14 protein-coding genes are annotated in these 18,183 nt (G+C 26.6%); 11 read left to right on the top strand and 3 right to left on the bottom strand.

Annotated elements, in window-relative coordinates:
* Genes CCANL266_RS00930 through CCANL266_RS00880 form a run of 11 tightly spaced genes read left to right on the top strand, consistent with a single transcriptional unit; the run spans nucleotide 1 to nucleotide 11,813 of the window.
* A complete protein-coding gene (locus CCANL266_RS00930) occupies nucleotides 1-1,182 on the top strand; it encodes an FtsW/RodA/SpoVE family cell cycle protein (protein ID WP_172230102.1) in 1,182 nt (393 codons plus the stop codon).
* Complete coding sequence (locus CCANL266_RS00925) at nucleotides 1,182-2,177, top strand: UDP-N-acetylglucosamine--N-acetylmuramyl-(pentapeptide) pyrophosphoryl-undecaprenol N-acetylglucosamine transferase (protein ID WP_172230099.1); 996 nt, start codon at nucleotides 1,182-1,184, stop codon at nucleotides 2,175-2,177. The genes CCANL266_RS00930 and CCANL266_RS00925 overlap by 1 nt, the downstream gene beginning before the upstream one ends.
* A complete protein-coding gene (locus tag CCANL266_RS00920; protein WP_172230096.1) occupies nucleotides 2,174-3,520 on the top strand; it encodes an MBOAT family protein in 1,347 nt (448 codons plus the stop codon). The genes CCANL266_RS00925 and CCANL266_RS00920 overlap by 4 nt, the downstream gene beginning before the upstream one ends.
* Nucleotides 3,520-4,413, top strand: a complete 894-nt coding sequence (locus CCANL266_RS00915; RefSeq protein ID WP_172230093.1) for a DUF459 domain-containing protein — start codon at nucleotides 3,520-3,522, stop codon at nucleotides 4,411-4,413. The genes CCANL266_RS00920 and CCANL266_RS00915 overlap by 1 nt, the downstream gene beginning before the upstream one ends.
* Nucleotides 4,410-5,525, top strand: coding sequence for a GDSL-type esterase/lipase family protein (locus CCANL266_RS00910; protein ID WP_172230090.1), 1,116 nt, complete (start codon nucleotides 4,410-4,412; stop codon nucleotides 5,523-5,525). The genes CCANL266_RS00915 and CCANL266_RS00910 overlap by 4 nt, the downstream gene beginning before the upstream one ends.
* The gene (locus CCANL266_RS00905) at nucleotides 5,522-6,892 is read left to right on the top strand and encodes a uracil-xanthine permease family protein (protein WP_172230088.1); all 1,371 of its coding nucleotides are present in this window, start codon (nucleotides 5,522-5,524) and stop codon (nucleotides 6,890-6,892) included. The genes CCANL266_RS00910 and CCANL266_RS00905 overlap by 4 nt, the downstream gene beginning before the upstream one ends.
* 2 nt (nucleotides 6,893-6,894) lie before the next feature.
* Nucleotides 6,895-7,491 (top strand): YigZ family protein, encoded by a 597-nt coding sequence (locus tag CCANL266_RS00900; protein WP_172230086.1) that lies wholly within the window; start codon nucleotides 6,895-6,897, stop codon nucleotides 7,489-7,491.
* 1 nt (nucleotide 7,492) lies between these two features.
* A complete protein-coding gene (locus CCANL266_RS00895) occupies nucleotides 7,493-8,428 on the top strand; it encodes a tetraacyldisaccharide 4'-kinase (RefSeq protein ID WP_172230084.1) in 936 nt (311 codons plus the stop codon).
* A gap of 51 nt (nucleotides 8,429-8,479) precedes the next feature.
* Nucleotides 8,480-9,853: a threonine synthase gene (gene thrC, locus CCANL266_RS00890; protein WP_172230082.1), complete on the top strand. Its 1,374-nt coding sequence runs from the start codon at nucleotides 8,480-8,482 to the stop codon at nucleotides 9,851-9,853.
* A 2-nt stretch (nucleotides 9,854-9,855) separates the two neighbouring features.
* Entirely contained in the window at nucleotides 9,856-10,554 is a 699-nt protein-coding gene (gene kdsB, locus CCANL266_RS00885) for a 3-deoxy-manno-octulosonate cytidylyltransferase (protein WP_172230080.1), read from the top strand.
* A complete protein-coding gene (locus CCANL266_RS00880; RefSeq protein ID WP_172230078.1) occupies nucleotides 10,551-11,813 on the top strand; it encodes a DNA recombination protein RmuC in 1,263 nt (420 codons plus the stop codon). Before kdsB ends, CCANL266_RS00880 begins: the two co-directional genes overlap by 4 nt.
* A 110-nt stretch (nucleotides 11,814-11,923) precedes the next feature.
* On the opposite strand, the gene CCANL266_RS00875 is transcribed toward CCANL266_RS00880, so the two are convergent.
* The 3 genes from CCANL266_RS00875 to CCANL266_RS00865 all read right to left on the bottom strand — a co-directional run bounded on the left by CCANL266_RS00875 (nucleotide 11,924) and on the right by CCANL266_RS00865 (nucleotide 18,179).
* Nucleotides 11,924-13,210, bottom strand: coding sequence for an MFS transporter (locus CCANL266_RS00875; RefSeq protein WP_172230076.1), 1,287 nt, complete (start codon nucleotides 13,208-13,210; stop codon nucleotides 11,924-11,926).
* A gap of 329 nt (nucleotides 13,211-13,539) precedes the next feature.
* Nucleotides 13,540-16,944, bottom strand: coding sequence for a hypothetical protein (locus CCANL266_RS00870; protein ID WP_172230073.1), 3,405 nt, complete (start codon nucleotides 16,942-16,944; stop codon nucleotides 13,540-13,542).
* A gap of 125 nt (nucleotides 16,945-17,069) precedes the next feature.
* Nucleotides 17,070-18,179 (bottom strand): FtsW/RodA/SpoVE family cell cycle protein, encoded by a 1,110-nt coding sequence (locus CCANL266_RS00865; protein ID WP_172230070.1) that lies wholly within the window; start codon nucleotides 18,177-18,179, stop codon nucleotides 17,070-17,072.
* Nucleotides 18,180-18,183 lie beyond the last annotated feature (4 nt).

The raw sequence follows: 18,183 nt of genomic DNA, 5'->3' as shown, positions 1-18,183 counted from the left end.
TTGAAAATACAAGAACAAGTATTTTTAAGCATACTAATACTTATGAGTTTTAGTGTGCTTTTTGTTTTTTCACTTGGTTTTTTTCAATACACAGGGCAAAAAGATGCACTAGCTTTATTAAGCTATCAAAGCCTTTTTGCCTTTGTTTCTTTGGTATTTTTATTTACTTTTTTAAAAATTTGTAATGAAAGAATGATTATTTTTTTACTAATTTCTTGCATTACAATAAGCATTATTGCTTGTATTTTATTGCCTTTTTTACCAGCTAGTTTAGTGGTGGAGACTAAAGGAGCTAGAAGATGGCTTAGGATACTATCAATTTCAATTGCACCTACGGAATTTTTAAAAATAGGCTTTATTTATATTCTAGCTTGGACTTATTCAAGAAAATATGGAAGCAAGGCTATATCTTTAAAACAAGATATTATGCGTATTGCCCCATCTTTATTTTTGTATTTTATTATCTTTGCTTATATTTATGTAACTCAAAACGACTTAGGACAAGCTGTGGTAATGCTTGTTGTTTTACTAAGTATGGCTTTGTGTGCTGGTGGAACATTTATGAGTGTTTTATTGATTTCTTCTTGCGGAGTTTTATTAGTAATATTAGCTATTTTATTAAATACAAAAAGAATTCAACGCATCTTAGATTGGTGGGTAAATATTCAAGATATTATTTTACCCCTACTACCAGAACGCTTTCAAGAATCAATGAGAATTTATAACGCAAACACGCCCTATCAGCTAACGCACGGATTAAACGCTTTTTTTAATGGCGGGATTTTTGGAGAAGGACTTGGGCTTGGAGTGTTTAAGCTTGGATTTTTAAGCGAGGTGCATACTGACTTTATTTTAGCTGGAATGACTGAAGAAATAGGAATTTTAGGCTTATTATTTATTTGCGCTATTTATTTTTGGCTTTTTTTATCTTTAATAAAAATTTCTGCAAATGTACAAGAAAAAAAATACTCTTTGTTTATAATAGGATACACATTTTGCATTGCTTATTCATTTTTAATGAATATTTTTGGAATTTTAGGTTTTATACCTTTAAAAGGAATTGCGGTGCCGTTTTTAAGCTATGGGGGAAGTTCTATGTTTGCAAATGTGTTTGCAATTACAATCATTTTAGCACTTTATAAAACAAATAATAAAAAATCTTTTTACAAGGAGAATTCTTAATGCTTTTAATTACTGGCGGAGGAACGGGTGGTCATTTAGCCATTGCAAAAGCACTTAGCACAAAGATTACAAAATATATTTATGTTGGTAGCGTAAATGGTCAAGATAAAAATTATTTTAGTGGGGATAATTGCTATTTTTTAAAATCAAGTGGCTTTGTAAATTCTAAAATTTCTACAAAAATAAAAAGTCTTTTAGCTTTAATACAAGCAATTTTTATTTGTATAAAAATTTTTAAAAAACATAAAATTTCTTGTGTTTTTAGCGTTGGCGGTTATTCTAGTTTGCCTGCTAGTATTGCTGCTATTATTATGTTTAAACCTTTAATAATTCACGAGCAAAACTCAAAAATGGGCTTAGCAAATCGTATTTGCAAACCTTTTAGTAAAAGATTTTTTTGTGCTTTTTGCAAAGAATATTTAGCTTATCCAATTAATAATATTTATAAAGATTTAAAAAGACAAAGAAAGGAAATTAAATGTATTTTAATACTAGGCGGCTCTCAGGGTGCTAGTTTTTTAAATGAATTTGCTTATTTAATTTATCCTTATTTGCTTGAAAAAAATATACATTTAATTCATCAATGTGGAGAAAAAGAATTAAAAAAATATGAAAAATTATATGAAAATTTTAGCATTAAACCAACGCTAATTGGCTTTAGCAAGGAGCTTATTAACTACATAAGACAGGCTGATTTTTGCATTAGCAGAGCTGGGGCTAGTTCTTGTTTTGAACTTTGTGCTAATGCTTTACCAACTTTGTTTGTACCTTATAAATACGCTTATAAAAATCATCAATATTTTAATGCTAAATTCTTTGTTGATAAAAAACTTGCATATTTGTGTAATCAAGATGATTTAAATAAAGATTTCTTTACTAATTTTTTAGATAATTATGATTATTTAATTGCAAATAATCTATTTTTAAACAACGATGAAGATGGCTTAAGTAAATTAAGCATTGAAATAAAAAAATATATAAAGGAAACACATTGAGCTTACTTTCTATTGAATTTTTTCTTTGTTTTTTACCCTTTGTAATAATTTATAATTTAGCAAATGAAAAAATTCAAAATATTTTGCTTTGCGTCTTTTCTTTAAGCTTTATTTATTTATTGTCAGCTTATGTTTTTAGTGTTTTTATTATTTTTTGTCTATTTACTCATTTTTTAGCTTTGCTAATTTATACAAGAAATAATGTTTATATTTATACAAGTTCATCATTTGCCCTGCTTTTATTTTTAAGTTTTTTTAAATATTATGAAAGCATTAAAGATAGCCTTGATTATCTTTTATCTTTATTACATTTAAATATGAATGTTGAAATTTTATTTGTTGTAGGATTATCTTTTTATACTTTTAATGCACTTACTTATCTTAGTGCCATTTATAATAAAAAACAATATCCAATAAGCCTTTTTAATTTAATTACATATCTTGGTTTTTTTGCTATTTTTACTAGCGGTCCTATATTTAGATTTAGCTATTTTAACAAGCAATTTTTAAGCAAAAAACGCTTTATGAAAATTAATTTAATCTTGTCTTTATTACTTTTTGCACTTGTTAAAATGCTTGTTTTAAGAAATATTTTTGAAGATTATTTTTTATCTTACTTAGAAAATAAAGAAAACTTAAGTATTTTGGGTTTAATAATTTGTTTTTATTTTTATTCTTTTATGCTTTATTGTGATTTTAGTGCTTATGTTAATTTAGTAAGTGCTTTGGCTTTAATGCTTGGTATTAAATTGCCTAAGAATTTTAATAATCCTTTTAAAGCTATTAACATTCAAGATTTTTGGAGAAGATGGCATATTAGCCTTTCTTTGTTTATTAAAGACTTTATTTATATAAAACTTGGCGGCTCAAGATGTGGTTTTTTTAGGACAAAATTAAATATAATAATTGCCTTTGCACTATCTGGCTTGTGGCATGGAAATACTATTAATTTTTTATTTTGGGGCTTAGCCCACGCCTTTGCTTTATGCGTTGTATCAAGTATTAAATTTAGATTTTTTCCTTTACTTTCAATGTTTGTAACTTTTACTTATATTAGTTTGGCTTGGAGCTTTTTTTATTTTGCTAGTTTTGATGAGTTTTTGCAATATTATGAATGCTTTTTTTTAAATAATAAAGTAAGCAATAAAGAACTAATCACATTTTTAATAATTTGTGCTTATTTAATATTTAATTTTTATTCTAAAAATCTTTTAGCGCTTTTATGCTTGTTTTTCAAAAGTGTTAATATTTTTGTTAAAATAATTATTGTAATTTTGGTTTTAACATTAGTATTTATTTTTATGCCAAATGGCATTCCAAATTTTATTTATGCAGGGTTTTAATGAAAGAATTTGTTTTTATTAGCTTAATAGTTTTTATTTTTTTTATTAGCTTGTATAATCAATCATTAAGCGAATATTATGAACAAAAATATCATAAAAGCCTAGAATTAAACTCTTTATATTTTAAAAAATTTGATGAATTTAAAAATTTTTTAGAAAACAACTTCAAAAAAGACGATGAAATCTTAGCGCAAAAAGAAGAAAAACAAATAAAATTTAAAAAATGTTATTTGCATGATTTTAAATTTAATTTTAATTTTAGTACAAATAAAAATGACAAAATAATTTTATTAAAAAACGATGGCTTGGTTTTAATAGGCGATAGTTTAATGCAAGGTGTAGGAGATAAAATCTGCAAAATTGCAAAAAGTATGCAAATTAATTGTGTAAATATTGCAAAACAAAGTACGGGACTTTTAAGAAAAAAATATTATGATTACGCAAATAATTTAGAAAAAATTCTAAAACAAAATAATTTTAAAACAATAATAGTTTTAGCGGGGATTAATGATTTGTGGGATATTAAAATAAACAAAAAAACACTAAAATTCGGAGAAAACGATTGGAATGAATTTTATACAAATAGAATCAAAGAACTAATAAAAATAGCAAAAAATTATCAAGCTAAAATATTTTGGTACGAACTGCCTATTTTTAAAGACGAAGATAAAAATCAAAAAGTACAAACCCTAAACAATATCTTTACAAAACTAGCTAACGAAAAAGAGCTTAATCTTGTAAAAATAAATTCAATTTTAAAACTTCATTTTGATTATTATTTAAAAATTGATGGAAAAAGCAAAAAATTACGCTCAAATGACGGTGTGCATTTTACCCCTAGCGGTTACGAGCTTTTAGCTCAAGACTTTTTTGATTTGGTTGAGTTTGAATGAGAATTTTATTTACTTTAATTATTTTAATCTTTTTTTCTTCTTGTTCTTATGATTTTTTTTCAAGTAAAATTCCAAAAACAATCCCAAACACAACACAACAAAAACAAGAAGAAAAAAAAATAATAGAACATAAAATTCCAAGCATAAAACAACAACTAAAACAAAATAAAGAACTAAAAGAAAAAAAAGTACAAACAAGCCCAACTCAAAAAAAAGAAAATTTAAAAATAGCATTTATAGGCGATTCTCATCTTGCAAGTGATTATATGAGTGCTTATTTTAGAAAAAAATTAAATATAAGCTCCTTAGGTTTTATTCCGCCTATTTTACCTAAATGGCACAATCAATACCTAGCAACTTACAATAATAAAAATTTTAAAATTTCTTATTTGATTAATACAAAAAATAATCTATCTTTTGGTGGTATTAACGCAGTTTGCACTAATTCTTGCTTGGTTGATATAAAGCTATTTTTTCAAGCAAAAAAACTTGAGCAATTATATTTGCAAAATTCTCAATGGAAAATAAAAAAACTATCTAATAATACAAAACATATTTATTTTACAAGCTTTTACACCTTAGGCGGATTTTTAAGTAATAATAATGAATATATTGATAATTTAGGCATAAATGGAGCTAGTGTTTATAATTATTTAAGAGTAAATGATGCTTTTGTAAAAGAAATTGCACAAAAACTTGATTATTCAATATTAATTTTTTCATTTGGCACAAATGAAGGAGTAGTAAAATATGTAAATGAAAAAACTTTTTTAGAAAATTATAAAAAAATAATATCTTTATTTAAAACAAAAAATTCAAAAATTGTGCTTTTAATAGCCCCTGAACCAACCTTGTATGAAAATCAATCTTATAAAAAAGGAGAAAGTGCTGATGTAGTAAAAAAACTTATTTATGATTTAGCAAAAGAGCTTAATTGTTATGTCTTTGATATTGATTTACTTATGCAAAAAGACGGAGGAAAAAAAGCTTGGATTAATAGCGATTTATCCTTAAAAAACACACATTTAAGCAAAAAAGGGTACGACTTTGTAGCACAAAAGCTACTTGAATATTTAATTGATTTAGACTTAATTAAAAAGAGGAAATTATGAAAAACGAATTGATTTATGGACTTAACGATAAACCACCATTTAGCCGTGCGATTTTTGCGGCATTAGTTCATTTATTAGCGATGTTTGTTGCGGTTATTACGCCATCTTTAATCATTGGTAAAGCCATAGGACTTAGCGATGAGAATATAACAAGAATTGTAAGTATGTCTTTATTTGCTAGCGGGGTTGCTGGTTTTATACAAATGATGACCTTTAAAATTAAAAATTTTCAAATTGGTAGCGGACTTTTAAGTATTCAAGGAACTTCATTTAACTTTGTTTCTGTGATTATTTCAGGCGGACTTATTTTAAGAAATGAAAATTTAAGTGATGAAGAAATTCTAGCAGCAATTTTTGGAACTTTAATGCTTTGTTCTGTTGCTGAAATGATTGTTTCTATGAGTTTAAAATATGTAAGAAGGGTAATTTCTGATTTAGTATGCGGGATTGTTGTTATGCTAATTGGACTTACACTAATTTCAGTAGGTTTAGTTAGTGCAGGTGGCGGCTATGCTTCAATGGATAAAAACATTGCTGAAAACTTACAATTTGCGTCAATTCAAAATCTTAGCTTAAGCGGTATTGTTTTACTTTCTATTGTGATTTTAAATAGTTTAAAACAACCATTTATAAAAGTTAGTGCCTTATTTTTTGCTATTTTAATAGGTATAATTTATGCTAGTTTAATAGGAAGATTTGATATAAGCGATGTTCATGCAAGCTCAACATTTATTTATCCAATTCCTTTATTTTATGGGCTTAGCATTGAAAGCTCTCTTATTTTACCTTTTGCCATTATTTTTATAGTTACTTCTCTTGAAACTATTGGAGATATTAGCGCTACAAGTGAGCTTAGCAACCAGCCAACACAAGGAAAAGACTTTGAAAGAAGATTAAGAGGCGGGGTTTTTGCTAACGGGCTTAATTCTTGCGTTTCAGGATTTTTTAACACCTTTCCTAATTCTTGTTTTGGTCAAAATAATGCAGTAATTGCATTAAGCGGAGTTGCTAGTAGATATGTTGGCTACATTGTTTGCATTATGCTTATTATTTGTGGGGTTTTTCCTGTAGTTGCACAATTTGCATTAAGAATTCCTGAGCCAGTTTTAGGCGGTGCTATTTTAGTAATGTTTGGAACAATAGCAGCAACAGGTATTAAAATAATCTCTCGTGCAACCTTAGACAAAAGAGCTTTAATGATTTTAGCAATTTCTTTAGCTCTTGGTTTAGGCGTTAGCACTCAACCTGCAATCTTAGAACATTTTCCAAGCATATTTAAAACCTTATTCTCATCAGCTATTGCAACTGGTGGTTTGTGTGCTATTTTGCTTGAATTATTCTTGCCAAAAGAAAAGAATAACTCATAATTATGTTTATAATAAATACTTTAGTAACTGAAAGTTATTTAGTAAAAGGCTCTAAATTCATTTGCTATTTAGAGCCAATTTATGAAAATAATCCTAGCATAAGACAAAACGAGCTAAAGCAAGAACATTTTAAAGCAGTGCATGTTGTTTATGCTTTAAGGGTTTTAAATGAATTTAATCAAATTGTTGAAAATCAAAGCGATGATAAAGAACCTAAAGGAACTAGCGGTCAAAGTGCTTTAAATGCTTTGCGTGGAGCGAATTTAATAAATTGCGCTTGTTATATAGTAAGGTATTTTGGCGGTACGCTTTTGGGTAGTGGTGGGCTAGTTAGGGCTTATTCAACTAGCGTTAATCAAGCTATTATTAAAGCTCAAAATGAAAATTTATTACAAAGTTATATTAAAAGGCAAAACTACAGTCTTTATACAAACTATAATTTATTTAATAAAATCTCTTATATTTTAGATAAAAATAATATAATTTACGATAAAGAATTTAGCGATTTAATCAAGGTAAAAATGTCTTTAAGCAATGAAGAAATGATTATTTTATCTAATGAATTAAAAGATATGCAAATACAAATTATAAAGGATTAAAATGAGTTTTTTAGATAGATACTTTTTTAAACCAAGTTTTTTTCAAAAAATACTGATTTTTATGCTTTTGCCATTTTCATTTTTATATATGATACTTTCTATTTTAAACTCAAGTTTAAAAAAAAGAATAAGCTTTGATATTGCTATTATTAGCGTTGGAAATTTAAGCGTTGGCGGTAGCGGTAAAACTCCATTTACTAAGGCTCTTAGCGATTTTTTATATCCAATTTATAAAGATGATATTTTTATAATATTGCGTGGCTATAAAAGAAAAAGCAAAGGAGTTTTATTAGTAAAATACAAAAAAGAAATTTTAGCTTCTTATCTTCAAAGCTCTGATGAAGCTTTAGAGCACGCATATTTTACAAAGGCAAATGTTATCGTTGCAAATAAAAGAGAAGACGCTATTAAAAAGGCTATTAGTTTAGGGGCAAAATGTGTTATTTTAGATGATGCTTTTTCTAAATTTCACATAAAAAAATTTGATATTTTACTAAATGCAAAAGAAAGGGCAAAATATAATTTTACCCTACCAAGTGGGCAATATAGATTGCCGCTTTATTTTCAAAAAAGAGCAAATTTAAATTTATATGAAAATAAAGATTATTTTAGAACATCTTTTGTAAAAGAAGATGATTTTAGCGATTATGTATTTATTAGTGCTATTGCAAAGCCCTTTAGATTAGAAAAATATGCAAAAAAAGCAAAGGCGTATTATTATTTTAGCGACCATTATTATTTTAGTAAGAGCAAGTTAGAAGATTTATTAGCAAAACACAAGGCAAAAGGCTTTGTACTATGCAAAAAAGACTATGTAAAAATTAAAGAATTTAATTTTAATACAATTTTAATTGATGAAAAACTAGAGCTTAGTTTAAATGTAAAAAAAGAAATTTTAAAATATATAAAATCCTTTTATAAATGTAAAATTACTTGAAAAATTAATTAAAAAATACCAAAATTATCTAACTTAAAATAAAGGAAAAAAATGTTTGTAAGCAGCAAAAACTCAAAATTAAAAGCTTCGCTAAAAGAAGCCTTGCTAAACCCATTAAGCAGTGATGGCGGACTTTATTCGCCTAGTGTTTTAACAAAGATTAGTGTAGATAAAAATATAAGTTATAACGACTTAGCCTTAGTAATTTATAAAACTTTTAGTAATGAATTTATAAATGAATTTAAAAATAGTCTTGATGCTTATTTAGAATTTGATTATCAAAAAGCAATAAATATTGTAAAACTTAACGACAAAGCCCATATTTGTGAATTATTTTTAGGTAAAACTCGTGCTTTTAAAGACCTTGCTTTAGCACCTTTAGCAAGATTTATGAGTGCTTTAGAAGATAATTTATTAATTATGTGTGCAACAAGCGGAGATACAGGACCTGCAACTTTAAGTGCTTTTAATAATCTTGCAAGAACAATTTGCATTTATCCACACAATAAAACAAGTGTAGTTCAACAAGCACAAATGGGTAAAATAAAATATAATAATTCTTTAGTTTTAGCAATTGATGGTAATTTTGATGATGCGCAAAGTGCTTTAAAAGAGCTTTTAAATGACGCTGATTTTAAAAATAGTATTAAGGAAGCAAAATTAAACTTAAGTGCTGCAAATTCTCTTAATTTTGGTAGGATTTTATATCAAATAATTTATCATTATTATGCTTCGCTTAAATATGAAAATAAAATAAATATAGCAGTTCCAAGCGGTAATTTTGGCAACGCTCTAGCTGCTTTTTATGCAAAGATGATGGGAGCTAATATTAATAAAATTAAAATAATTAGCAATGAAAATTGTGTTTTATATGATTTTTTTAATACAGGTTGTTATGATTTAAGAAAGCGTGAGTTTAAATGCACTTTAAGCCCTGCTATGGATATTTTAAAATCTTCTAATCTTGAAAGATTGATTTTTTACTTTTTTGGCGATGAAAGAACAGCTAGTTTATATAAAGATTTAAATGAAAAAAAATATTTTACATTAAGCAAAGATGAATTAAATAAACTTAAAGAGCATTTTATTGCTTATAAATGCAGCGATGATGAGTGTTTAAAAAACATAAAAAAATATAGCGATGTTTATTTGTTTGACCCGCACACAGCAACCACTCTTAATGCCTTAGATGATGATTTTACCTTGCTTTGTGCTAGTGCGCAGTGGTGTAAATTTACTCCTAGCATTTGCAAAGCTTTAGATATTAACAAAGAAGAAAAACAAGCACTTTTTGAACTAAGCAAGGAAAAAAATTGCAAAATAAGTGATAATCTTTTAGAAGCTTTAAATTCAAATGTAAATTACGCAAAAGAGATTAAGGTAAATGAAATAAAAGAACAAATTTTAAATTGGATAAAAGGATAAAAATGATAATCATACCAGCAAGATTAAAATCAACTCGCTTTCCTAATAAAATTCTAGCACCAATAAATGGTATTGCAATGTGTATTTATACAGCCTTACAGGCAAAAAAAGTAGATGAAACAATAATTGTAACTGATAGCGATGAAGTAATAAATCTAGCAAAAGAACACAATATTAAATGTGTAAAAAGTATAAAAGAGCATAATAGCGGCACAGAAAGAATAAAAGAAGCAGCAGATATTTTAGGCTTAAATGATGATGAGATAATCATTAATTTACAAGCTGATGAGCCGCTTTTTGAAAAGCAAAATCTACTTTTATTTAAAGACTTTGCAAATAAATATAAAGATGAATTTTTTATGGCATCTTGTTTTAGTAAAATTAATGATTATAAAGATGCAAATGCAGTAAAAGTAGTGCTTGATAAAGATAATTATGCTTTATATTTTTCTAGAGCAAACATACCTTTTAATAGAGATAACACAAGTAATTTAATATATTTACACTTAGGAATTTATGCTTATTCGTACAAGGCTTTAAAAGAGTTTGTAAGCTTTACATCAGTGCTTGAAAACATTGAGAAGTTAGAGCAATTAAGAGCTTTAGAAAATGGTAAAAAAATCAAAATGCTAGAAATAAACACAAAGTCATTTGGCATTGATACTAAAGAAGATTATGAAAGATTAATGAAATTATTATGATAGAAATTATTTTAGCTAGTGGGCTTTTATTTTTACTTCTTGCTGTAAGTATTGTTTTTGTGAAATTTTTAAAAATAAACACGCAAAATAGTATTTTAAATGCTAAAAACGAAGAACTATCTTTAAAAATTCAAGAAAATAATGAAAAATTAAGTACTTACGAGCAAATTAAAGAAGAAAATGCAAATTTAAAGGCATATTTGCAAAGCACTAAGGAAAATCTTTTAAAAAATCAGCAAGATTATGAAAATAATTTAAACAAGCTAGAAAAAAATTATAAAGAATTAGCTTATTTTTTAGAAGAAAAATTAAAACAAGATTATGAAAAAAATTCTCAATTAATTTATGAAACAAATACAAAAATTTTACTTGAAAAATCAAATCAAAAACTAAATGATATTTTTGAGCCAATAGCAAAAAAATTAAATGATTATGAAGTAAATCTAAAGCTTCAAAATCAAAACATAGAAAATAATCTTAAAACTATGTTTGATGCTAGTATGAATTTGGGTAAAAAGGCTGATGAGTTTGCAGCTATTTTAAAAGGAGATAAAAAAATAAGGGGCAATTTTGCAGAAGAAGCCTTAAGGCAAGTTTTGCTTGCTAGTGGGCTTATTGAAAACGAGCAATTTTTCTTGCAAGAGCATTTTATTGATGATGAAAATAAAAGAAAAATTCCAGATGCAATTGTGTATTTTGAGCCTGAAAAATGCGTTGTGATTGATTCAAAATTTTCTCTTGCTTTTAGCGAAGATGAGAATAATTTTAAAGAAGAATTAGTAAAAAATCTCTTGGCTAGAATAGATGAACTTGCTAAAAAAGACTATGCAAAAACTATAAAAGGTGCAAATGAATATATGCTTTTATTTGTACCCTACAACAGCCTTTTAGAACAAGCTTGCACATACGATAAAAGCTTATTTTTAAAAGCGCAAAAGAAAAAAATATTCTTAGTAAGTCCAAGCACTTTATTTATTGGATTAAAAATGATTTATTTAGGCTGGAATAATTACAAAAGTAATAAAAACTTAGAAGAAATTATGAAAGAGCTAAGCTCTTTTTATGATAAATTTGCTGATTTTTTATCTGATTATCAAAGATTAAAAATGCAAATTGACAAAGGTTTAAGCAGTATTGATGTAAAACTTTATGGAAGGGCTAATCTTTTTTCTAAGTTAGAAAAAATACAAAGTCTAGGCATACAAAATACAAAAACTCTCCTAGAAAATAAAAGCATAAATATAACGCATTATGAATAAAATATTTTAAAATACTATTTTATTTATTTTAATCTATGTAATTTTAATAAATATATATGCTTTTATAATCTTAAGTATAGTTTATAATACAAAAATATAAGCTATATTAATTATTTTATTTCCTTTATTTTTTCAAACAATACAGCACAAAAAAAGGCTAAAATTGAAATTAAACACATATAAACGCCATTTGATAATAAAAACAATCCGCCATTTTCAATCGCTAATCTATGCAATTTAAATACAACAATAGGGGTTATAAAGCCTGATATCGCATAAGATAAATTATAAGAAAAACTAATACCAGAGACTAAAATATTTTCTTTATAAAGCGAACACATAAAAATAGAAGCAAAATTAACAATACCAGCAAAAAAACAAGCACATAAATAAAAAATCCAAAATAAAACAAAATCCTTACCAACATACATTTCATAAAAGCATAAAACATTAAATGTAAATAAGTAAAAAGCATAAATTTTACACACAGACGCTGCTTTAAACCTATCTGCAAAATAGCCAGTACTAAATAAACCAAATATCATAGCAATACAGCCGCTTATTTGCACGAAAGAATTTGTAATTGAGTTTATGTAAAAAAGTTCTTTAGTATAATTTGGCATTAAAATCACTAAAACAAGCACACAAGCTGCTAAAACCCAAGTAATCATCATAGACAAAGCAATATCAACTTTATAATTTTTAATTACATCTTTTAGTGGAAAAGAGCTTATTTGCTTGCTTTCTTTCATTTTTTGAAAGGTAGGTGTTTCTTGTAAAAACTTTCTAAGATAGATACTAATTAAGCCAAAAATACCACCTATGAAAAAAGGAATTCTATAAGCATAATCTTTAATCTCTTCATCGCTAAAATTAAGATGTAAAAATAAAGCCGCTAAAGCTCCAAGTAAAATTCCAGCACAAACCCCGCAAGTAAGCAAGGCTAAAAATCTAGCCTTGTAATTTTTAGGACTATGCTCATACACAAAAACCCAAGCACTAGGAAGCTCTGCTCCAATTGCCACTCCTTGAGTAAATCTTATAATAAGCAAAATTAAAATTGCAAAATATCCAATATCTTTATAAGTAGGCATAATTGAAAAAATAAAAGTAGGCACAACCATTAAAACAATGCTTAATAAAAACATTCTTTTTCTACCAAATTTATCACTAAAATGCCCCATAATAATTGCTCCAAGCGGTCTTGCTAAATAACCTGCTGCAAATGCAATGTACGAATTTAATAATTGCACATTTTTATCTAAATTACTTGGGAAAAAATGATGGGTAAAATAAGGAGTAAATATTGCAAAAATAATAAAATCATAAAATTCTAAAGTTCCGCCTAATGAACTTAATATTAATGTTTTAACATCGCTTTTATTTAATTTCTTCATATCAACTCCTTTTTATATTTTTTTTAAGCTTGTTTAAAAAAGATTTATTTGCAATAAAAATAAAATAATCTTTTAAAGCTTAAAAAAGCTGTAAAAAGGCTTTTGTATGTAAAATTACATAGTTTAATACTCAAATTACTAATTTTAAAGCTAATAGAACGCAAGTAAAAATATAAAAAAAATAAGTTTAAATATCTTGCTACTTGCATTTATATCCTTTTTTAAAAACTAAAAAAGCTGATTGTAGCAAGATTTTATTATTTTTAATAATAAATTTAATAAATTTTTGTTTTTTATTAAAAAAATTTTTGCAGTTTAAGCTGCAAAAATTAGTCATTTTTAAATTCAATTGTAAAAGATGTATCACAATTAAATTCCCCGCCAAAGCAGTGAATTGTATCTTTTATATAAGCTGAATTCTTTTGCTTTGTGTTTTTAATTTTAAGTACATTTGTACCACTTGTTATATCTAAACCATAATCACTTAAAAACTTAGCTTCATAGCCAGGTAGTTTTGAGCTTGGTAATTTTCTATAACAAACTTTATTTGCATTAGCACAATCTGCACTCCAAGCTTCTTCTTTACTAGTTTTAGCTTGATAAATAAATTCTTTGTATTGTTTGTCGCTATCAAGGTAATTTAGCATTGGTTTTATATCAAGATGTGTTTCATCAATGCTTGCATTATCACTTCCTTTACTAACTTTTACATCTTTAAAAAACGGACTTGCACTTACAAATTTTACTCCAACACTTTGTGTTTGCTCAATATCATTTGCAAGTTGAGCATTTTTTAAAACTTTTATTTTTACATTATTTAGTGTAAAAATAGGTGCTTTTTTTGTATAGTAAAATGTAAAAGGTATTTCATTAGCATTTTCATTTGCGATGATTAAAGAATTTATTCTTTTATCTTTTTTTACTATAGCTTCATATCTGCTTACATTATCATAGCTCATATTACTTGCTTCGTTTAAGAAAGTAAATGTTGTTTTAGTGTTGTCATTTAATTCATCTAGCTTTGTTTTAAAATATTTATTTAGTTCTTCTTTGCTAACTTTAATTTTAAATACACCATTTTCAAGCTTAATCTCATTTGCATAAGCTCTATTTAGAGCATTTGTATCTTGTTCTAATACAAATTTATCTAAACTAACACCACTGCTAAAGCTTGGAGTAATTTCAATATTTATATCATCTGTGTAATACTTTGCAATATTTTGCTTATTAAAATTACTTGCTTGTGCTTGTAATTGTGGATAAATGCGGTATGCAAAGGTAAAATTTTTATTATCAGGGTCAATATTATTTAAAACTACATTCACCCTTGCATCTTTATCAATGCTATCTTTATAAGAAATAGCACTTTCAACACCTTTTGGCGTAACAGGTATAAAGTCTTTCATTGGTGTTTGGCAAGCTATTTTACCTGTAACACTATCTCTTATATTTGCCTTATCCATAGTTAAAACTTCATCACTATCGCTACAATGTTTTGTGTAATCATAGCTAGGATTTTTAAAATAATCTTGTAAATATTTTTTAATATGTGCATCTTTTAACACGATACTAGCAATATTTGCACTATCAAAAGGAATTATTGGCATAAAACTATCATTGTTATCGTTGCTACTTTTTAAAACTATAGGATTACTATCATTTACAATATTATAATTTTTTGCAAGATTAAAATAATATGTAGTTCCTGGATAATCTACCTTTAATAAATATTTATCAGCATAAATCTTATTATCGTAAATTGTGCCATTTGTGATATTTGCTTGAATTGGCTTAGTGCAGCTTTGACCAATTGCACAACTTTCTTGCTTAGCTTCAAAATATCTTGGTCTAACTGTAATTGGAGAATGCTTTATCTCTAAACCTGTACTAGCTATTGAATTAATTGAAGGATAAAATCTTAGTTTAAACTCTCTTCTATTTTTATCATTAGCATTTGTGCTTATTTTATCAAATTCTAAAATTGCGTTGTTGTATTTAAAGAAAATCTCATTTTGTCTAGCAGGGTCATCTGGATTACAAATATTTGCACTATTTCCTATTTGCTCTTTTACTTTTTGATTTGCAAACTTACACATATCTTTGTATAAAATTCCATTTGAACCGCTATTAAATACATTAATATCATTTAAATCATACTGATAAGCTAATTGAACATATTTACAATTTTTATTATTAAAATCCGTGCAATCTTTTTGAACATAATATTTCCAAACACCTTGATTTTCTGAATTTTTTCTACTTTCTGCAATATCTAAAGAAATATAACGAGTGTTATCGCTTGTAAATGGATTTGTGCTTGGCTTAAATACATTTTCTTCATTATTAAAATCTATTTTAATATAAGCATCTTCTCCATCTAAATAAGTATAAATATCTGTTGCATCGGTTGGGTTTTTATAAGAAAATGTTGTATTGTTGCTACCGCCACCTTTAGAATTTACAAAGGCACTTGTAATATTTGCAATAGGGGTAGGCAAGCAATCTTTTTCAAATTTTTTATCTCCTTCCCAAGCATCTTGTATTACATAAAAATAAAATAATTCGCTACGTGGGTGTGGCTCATCTTTGAACAAGTTCCAATATCCCCATCTTGTATCACCTGTACAAGTATGAACTCCATCAAAAAATCCCCACCAAGTGTATTCATTTTTTTCACTTTCCTTAAAATTATTTTGCCCTCTTTTTAAATTCCAATCACCTAGAACTTTGCATTTATCTGAATTTGGATAAGTATCAAAAATAGTATAATCCATCCACTGACCTGGAATTTGTATTCTTTTTACTTCAATTTTATAAAGCACCCTTTGCTTACAATATGGTATTGTTTGAACTGCAAAATTAGCTGTTGCTCTTTGAACTGTTGTTAGATAATCCCAAACATAGTTACCTAAATAATTTTTAGTAGCGACTACTTCAGGTGCATATTTTCTCTCATATGGCAAATAATTATTTATTGGCTCTTTAGTTTCAATACTCATAAATTTATAATCTACCCCACTAACAAATTTTGGATTTGTAATGTAATTGTTTGAGTCTGGATAATCTTCTATGTAAGCTTCTACTTTTACATATTTCTTCCAATCATCAGTTAATTTAAATCTATGTGCTTCCCAAGCAAAACCATCATGTCCATCATTTTCATATGATTTAATTTTATAATTATAATAATAAGGTTGAAGACCAAAGTAATCATACAAAGTCCATAATTGATTCCATCTTCCAAGTTCTGCTGCTGCTAAAGATTGTTGATTTAAATTAACATAAGAACCATGAATTTGTGATCTATCTCTAAGCAAAGACATACTAAAATATATATCTTCACTTGATTTTAACATTCTTAATGAATTATGTTCATACTGTTGAGTATAACCAACAATACCGCTAGAACCACCATATCTAGCTCCTGCTTGTTGCTGTGGCGTTCCATTAATTTTTATAATATTATTTGTAATTTCTAATAAATTACTACAACCATTATTCTTTTCATTCGCAGAGCAAGTCATAAATAAACCATCTGGACCTTTTCCACTTCCAGCTTTATAAATTGCCCTAAAGCAATATTTTCCATTTTGTTCATATCCACTTTTATTACAATTATATTGCTCAAAAATTCCGTAAAGCTCCTTAAGTCCTGCTATCTCTCCAAATGAAATTGTTCCACTTGCAAAAAGAAAACTAGAAAAAGCAGTTAATAATAAAATTTTCTTTTTCATAAAAATATCCTTAAAATAATAAATTCCTTAAGTCTAACTTTTTAAAAGAAATTATTTTTTTATAAAAAAATAACAAAAGATAAATTTTATTATTTAGCAAAATTTATCTTTAATATTTTAAATATTTAATTAAAGTTAATTCTTATGAGTTTATAGTTAGGGTCAAATCTAAAAGCAAGTAAATTTTCATAAATACCAAAAAGCACCATAAAGGTAACAAAAGAGCTACCACCGTAAGAAAAAAAAGGCAACGGAACCCCAACCACAGGAGCAAAGCCAATAGTCATTGAAACATTAACTCCAACATAAATAAAGATTAAAAAGGCTAAGGCACAAATAAAGGTTCTTGAAAAAAAGTCCTTTTTCAACTTCTGATTTATACTTAAAAGGTGCATAATTAAAAGCAAATATGTAAAAAGTAAAGCACAAGCACCAAAAAAGCCATATCTTTCAATAGTATAAGCAAAAATAAAATCGCTAGTACTAATTGGTAAAAATTTAAAATGAGTTTGTGTTGCTTGGGTTTTGCTTTTGCCATTTAAACCGCCTGAACCAATTGCGATTATGCTTTGTTTTACTTGATAGCTTGGCTCCTTGCTTAAAAAATCGTTGATTCTCTTTTTTTGATAAGAATGCAAACTTTCATAAATTACAGGCAAGGCAATAGCTAAAGAAATAAAAATTCCAAGCCAAATTTTATAATTTACCCCAATTAAAAATAAAGTAGCATAACCAACAATTAAAATAATTAAAGCCGAGCCTAAATCTGGCTCACTTTTTATCAAAACAAAAGGCAATAAAATAAAAAAACTAAGCTTGATAAACATCTTTAAGCCATAACCTTCTTTTGGCGGTGGGTTAAGCTTAATTTGATAAGCAAGCATTAGCAAAAAGGCTGGTTTAAAAATCTCGCTTGGTTGTATTGTAAAAGGTGTAAATGGTATTTCAAGCCATCTTTGAGCGCCTAATTTTGTAGTTCCTATTAAATCCACAAGCAATAAAAGCAAAATGCAAAACCAATAAAAAAAAGGTATAAGCCACAAAAATTTCCTAATAGGCAATAAAAAAAATATAAAAAAAGCAAAAAATCCAACAATTATGTATAAAATTTGCTTGTGAGATAAAATTTCATTTGCTTCATTAATTAGCAAAAAAGAAAAGGCTATTATAGGAAAGACTAAAAAAGGTAAAATAAAATCAAAATGAGTAAAAATTTTGCCATCTAACCTTATCAATTTA

The sequence above is a fragment of the Campylobacter canadensis genome (genome assembly GCF_013177655.1).
Lineage (GTDB): Bacteria > Campylobacterota > Campylobacteria > Campylobacterales > Campylobacteraceae > Campylobacter_E > Campylobacter_E canadensis.
Note: the sequence above shows the minus strand (reverse complement) of the source record. Positions and strands in the feature narration are given on the sequence as shown.

Excerpts from the sequence above, each read along its gene's own strand:
- CCANL266_RS00925 (WP_172230099.1), top strand. The coding sequence starts at position 1,182 with ATGCTTTTAATTACTGGCGGAGGAACGGGTGGTCATTTAGCCATTGCA.
- CCANL266_RS00915 (WP_172230093.1), top strand. The coding sequence starts at position 3,520 with ATGAAAGAATTTGTTTTTATTAGCTTAATAGTTTTTATTTTTTTTATT.
- CCANL266_RS00910 (WP_172230090.1), top strand. The coding sequence starts at position 4,410 with ATGAGAATTTTATTTACTTTAATTATTTTAATCTTTTTTTCTTCTTGT.
- CCANL266_RS00905 (WP_172230088.1), top strand. The coding sequence starts at position 5,522 with ATGAAAAACGAATTGATTTATGGACTTAACGATAAACCACCATTTAGC.
- CCANL266_RS00900 (WP_172230086.1), top strand. The coding sequence starts at position 6,895 with ATGTTTATAATAAATACTTTAGTAACTGAAAGTTATTTAGTAAAAGGC.
- CCANL266_RS00895 (WP_172230084.1), top strand. The coding sequence starts at position 7,493 with ATGAGTTTTTTAGATAGATACTTTTTTAAACCAAGTTTTTTTCAAAAA.
- thrC (WP_172230082.1), top strand. The coding sequence starts at position 8,480 with ATGTTTGTAAGCAGCAAAAACTCAAAATTAAAAGCTTCGCTAAAAGAA.
- kdsB (WP_172230080.1), top strand. The coding sequence starts at position 9,856 with ATGATAATCATACCAGCAAGATTAAAATCAACTCGCTTTCCTAATAAA.
- CCANL266_RS00880 (WP_172230078.1), top strand. The coding sequence starts at position 10,551 with ATGATAGAAATTATTTTAGCTAGTGGGCTTTTATTTTTACTTCTTGCT.
- CCANL266_RS00875 (WP_172230076.1), bottom strand. The coding sequence starts at position 13,210 with ATGAAGAAATTAAATAAAAGCGATGTTAAAACATTAATATTAAGTTCA.
- CCANL266_RS00870 (WP_172230073.1), bottom strand. The coding sequence starts at position 16,944 with ATGAAAAAGAAAATTTTATTATTAACTGCTTTTTCTAGTTTTCTTTTT.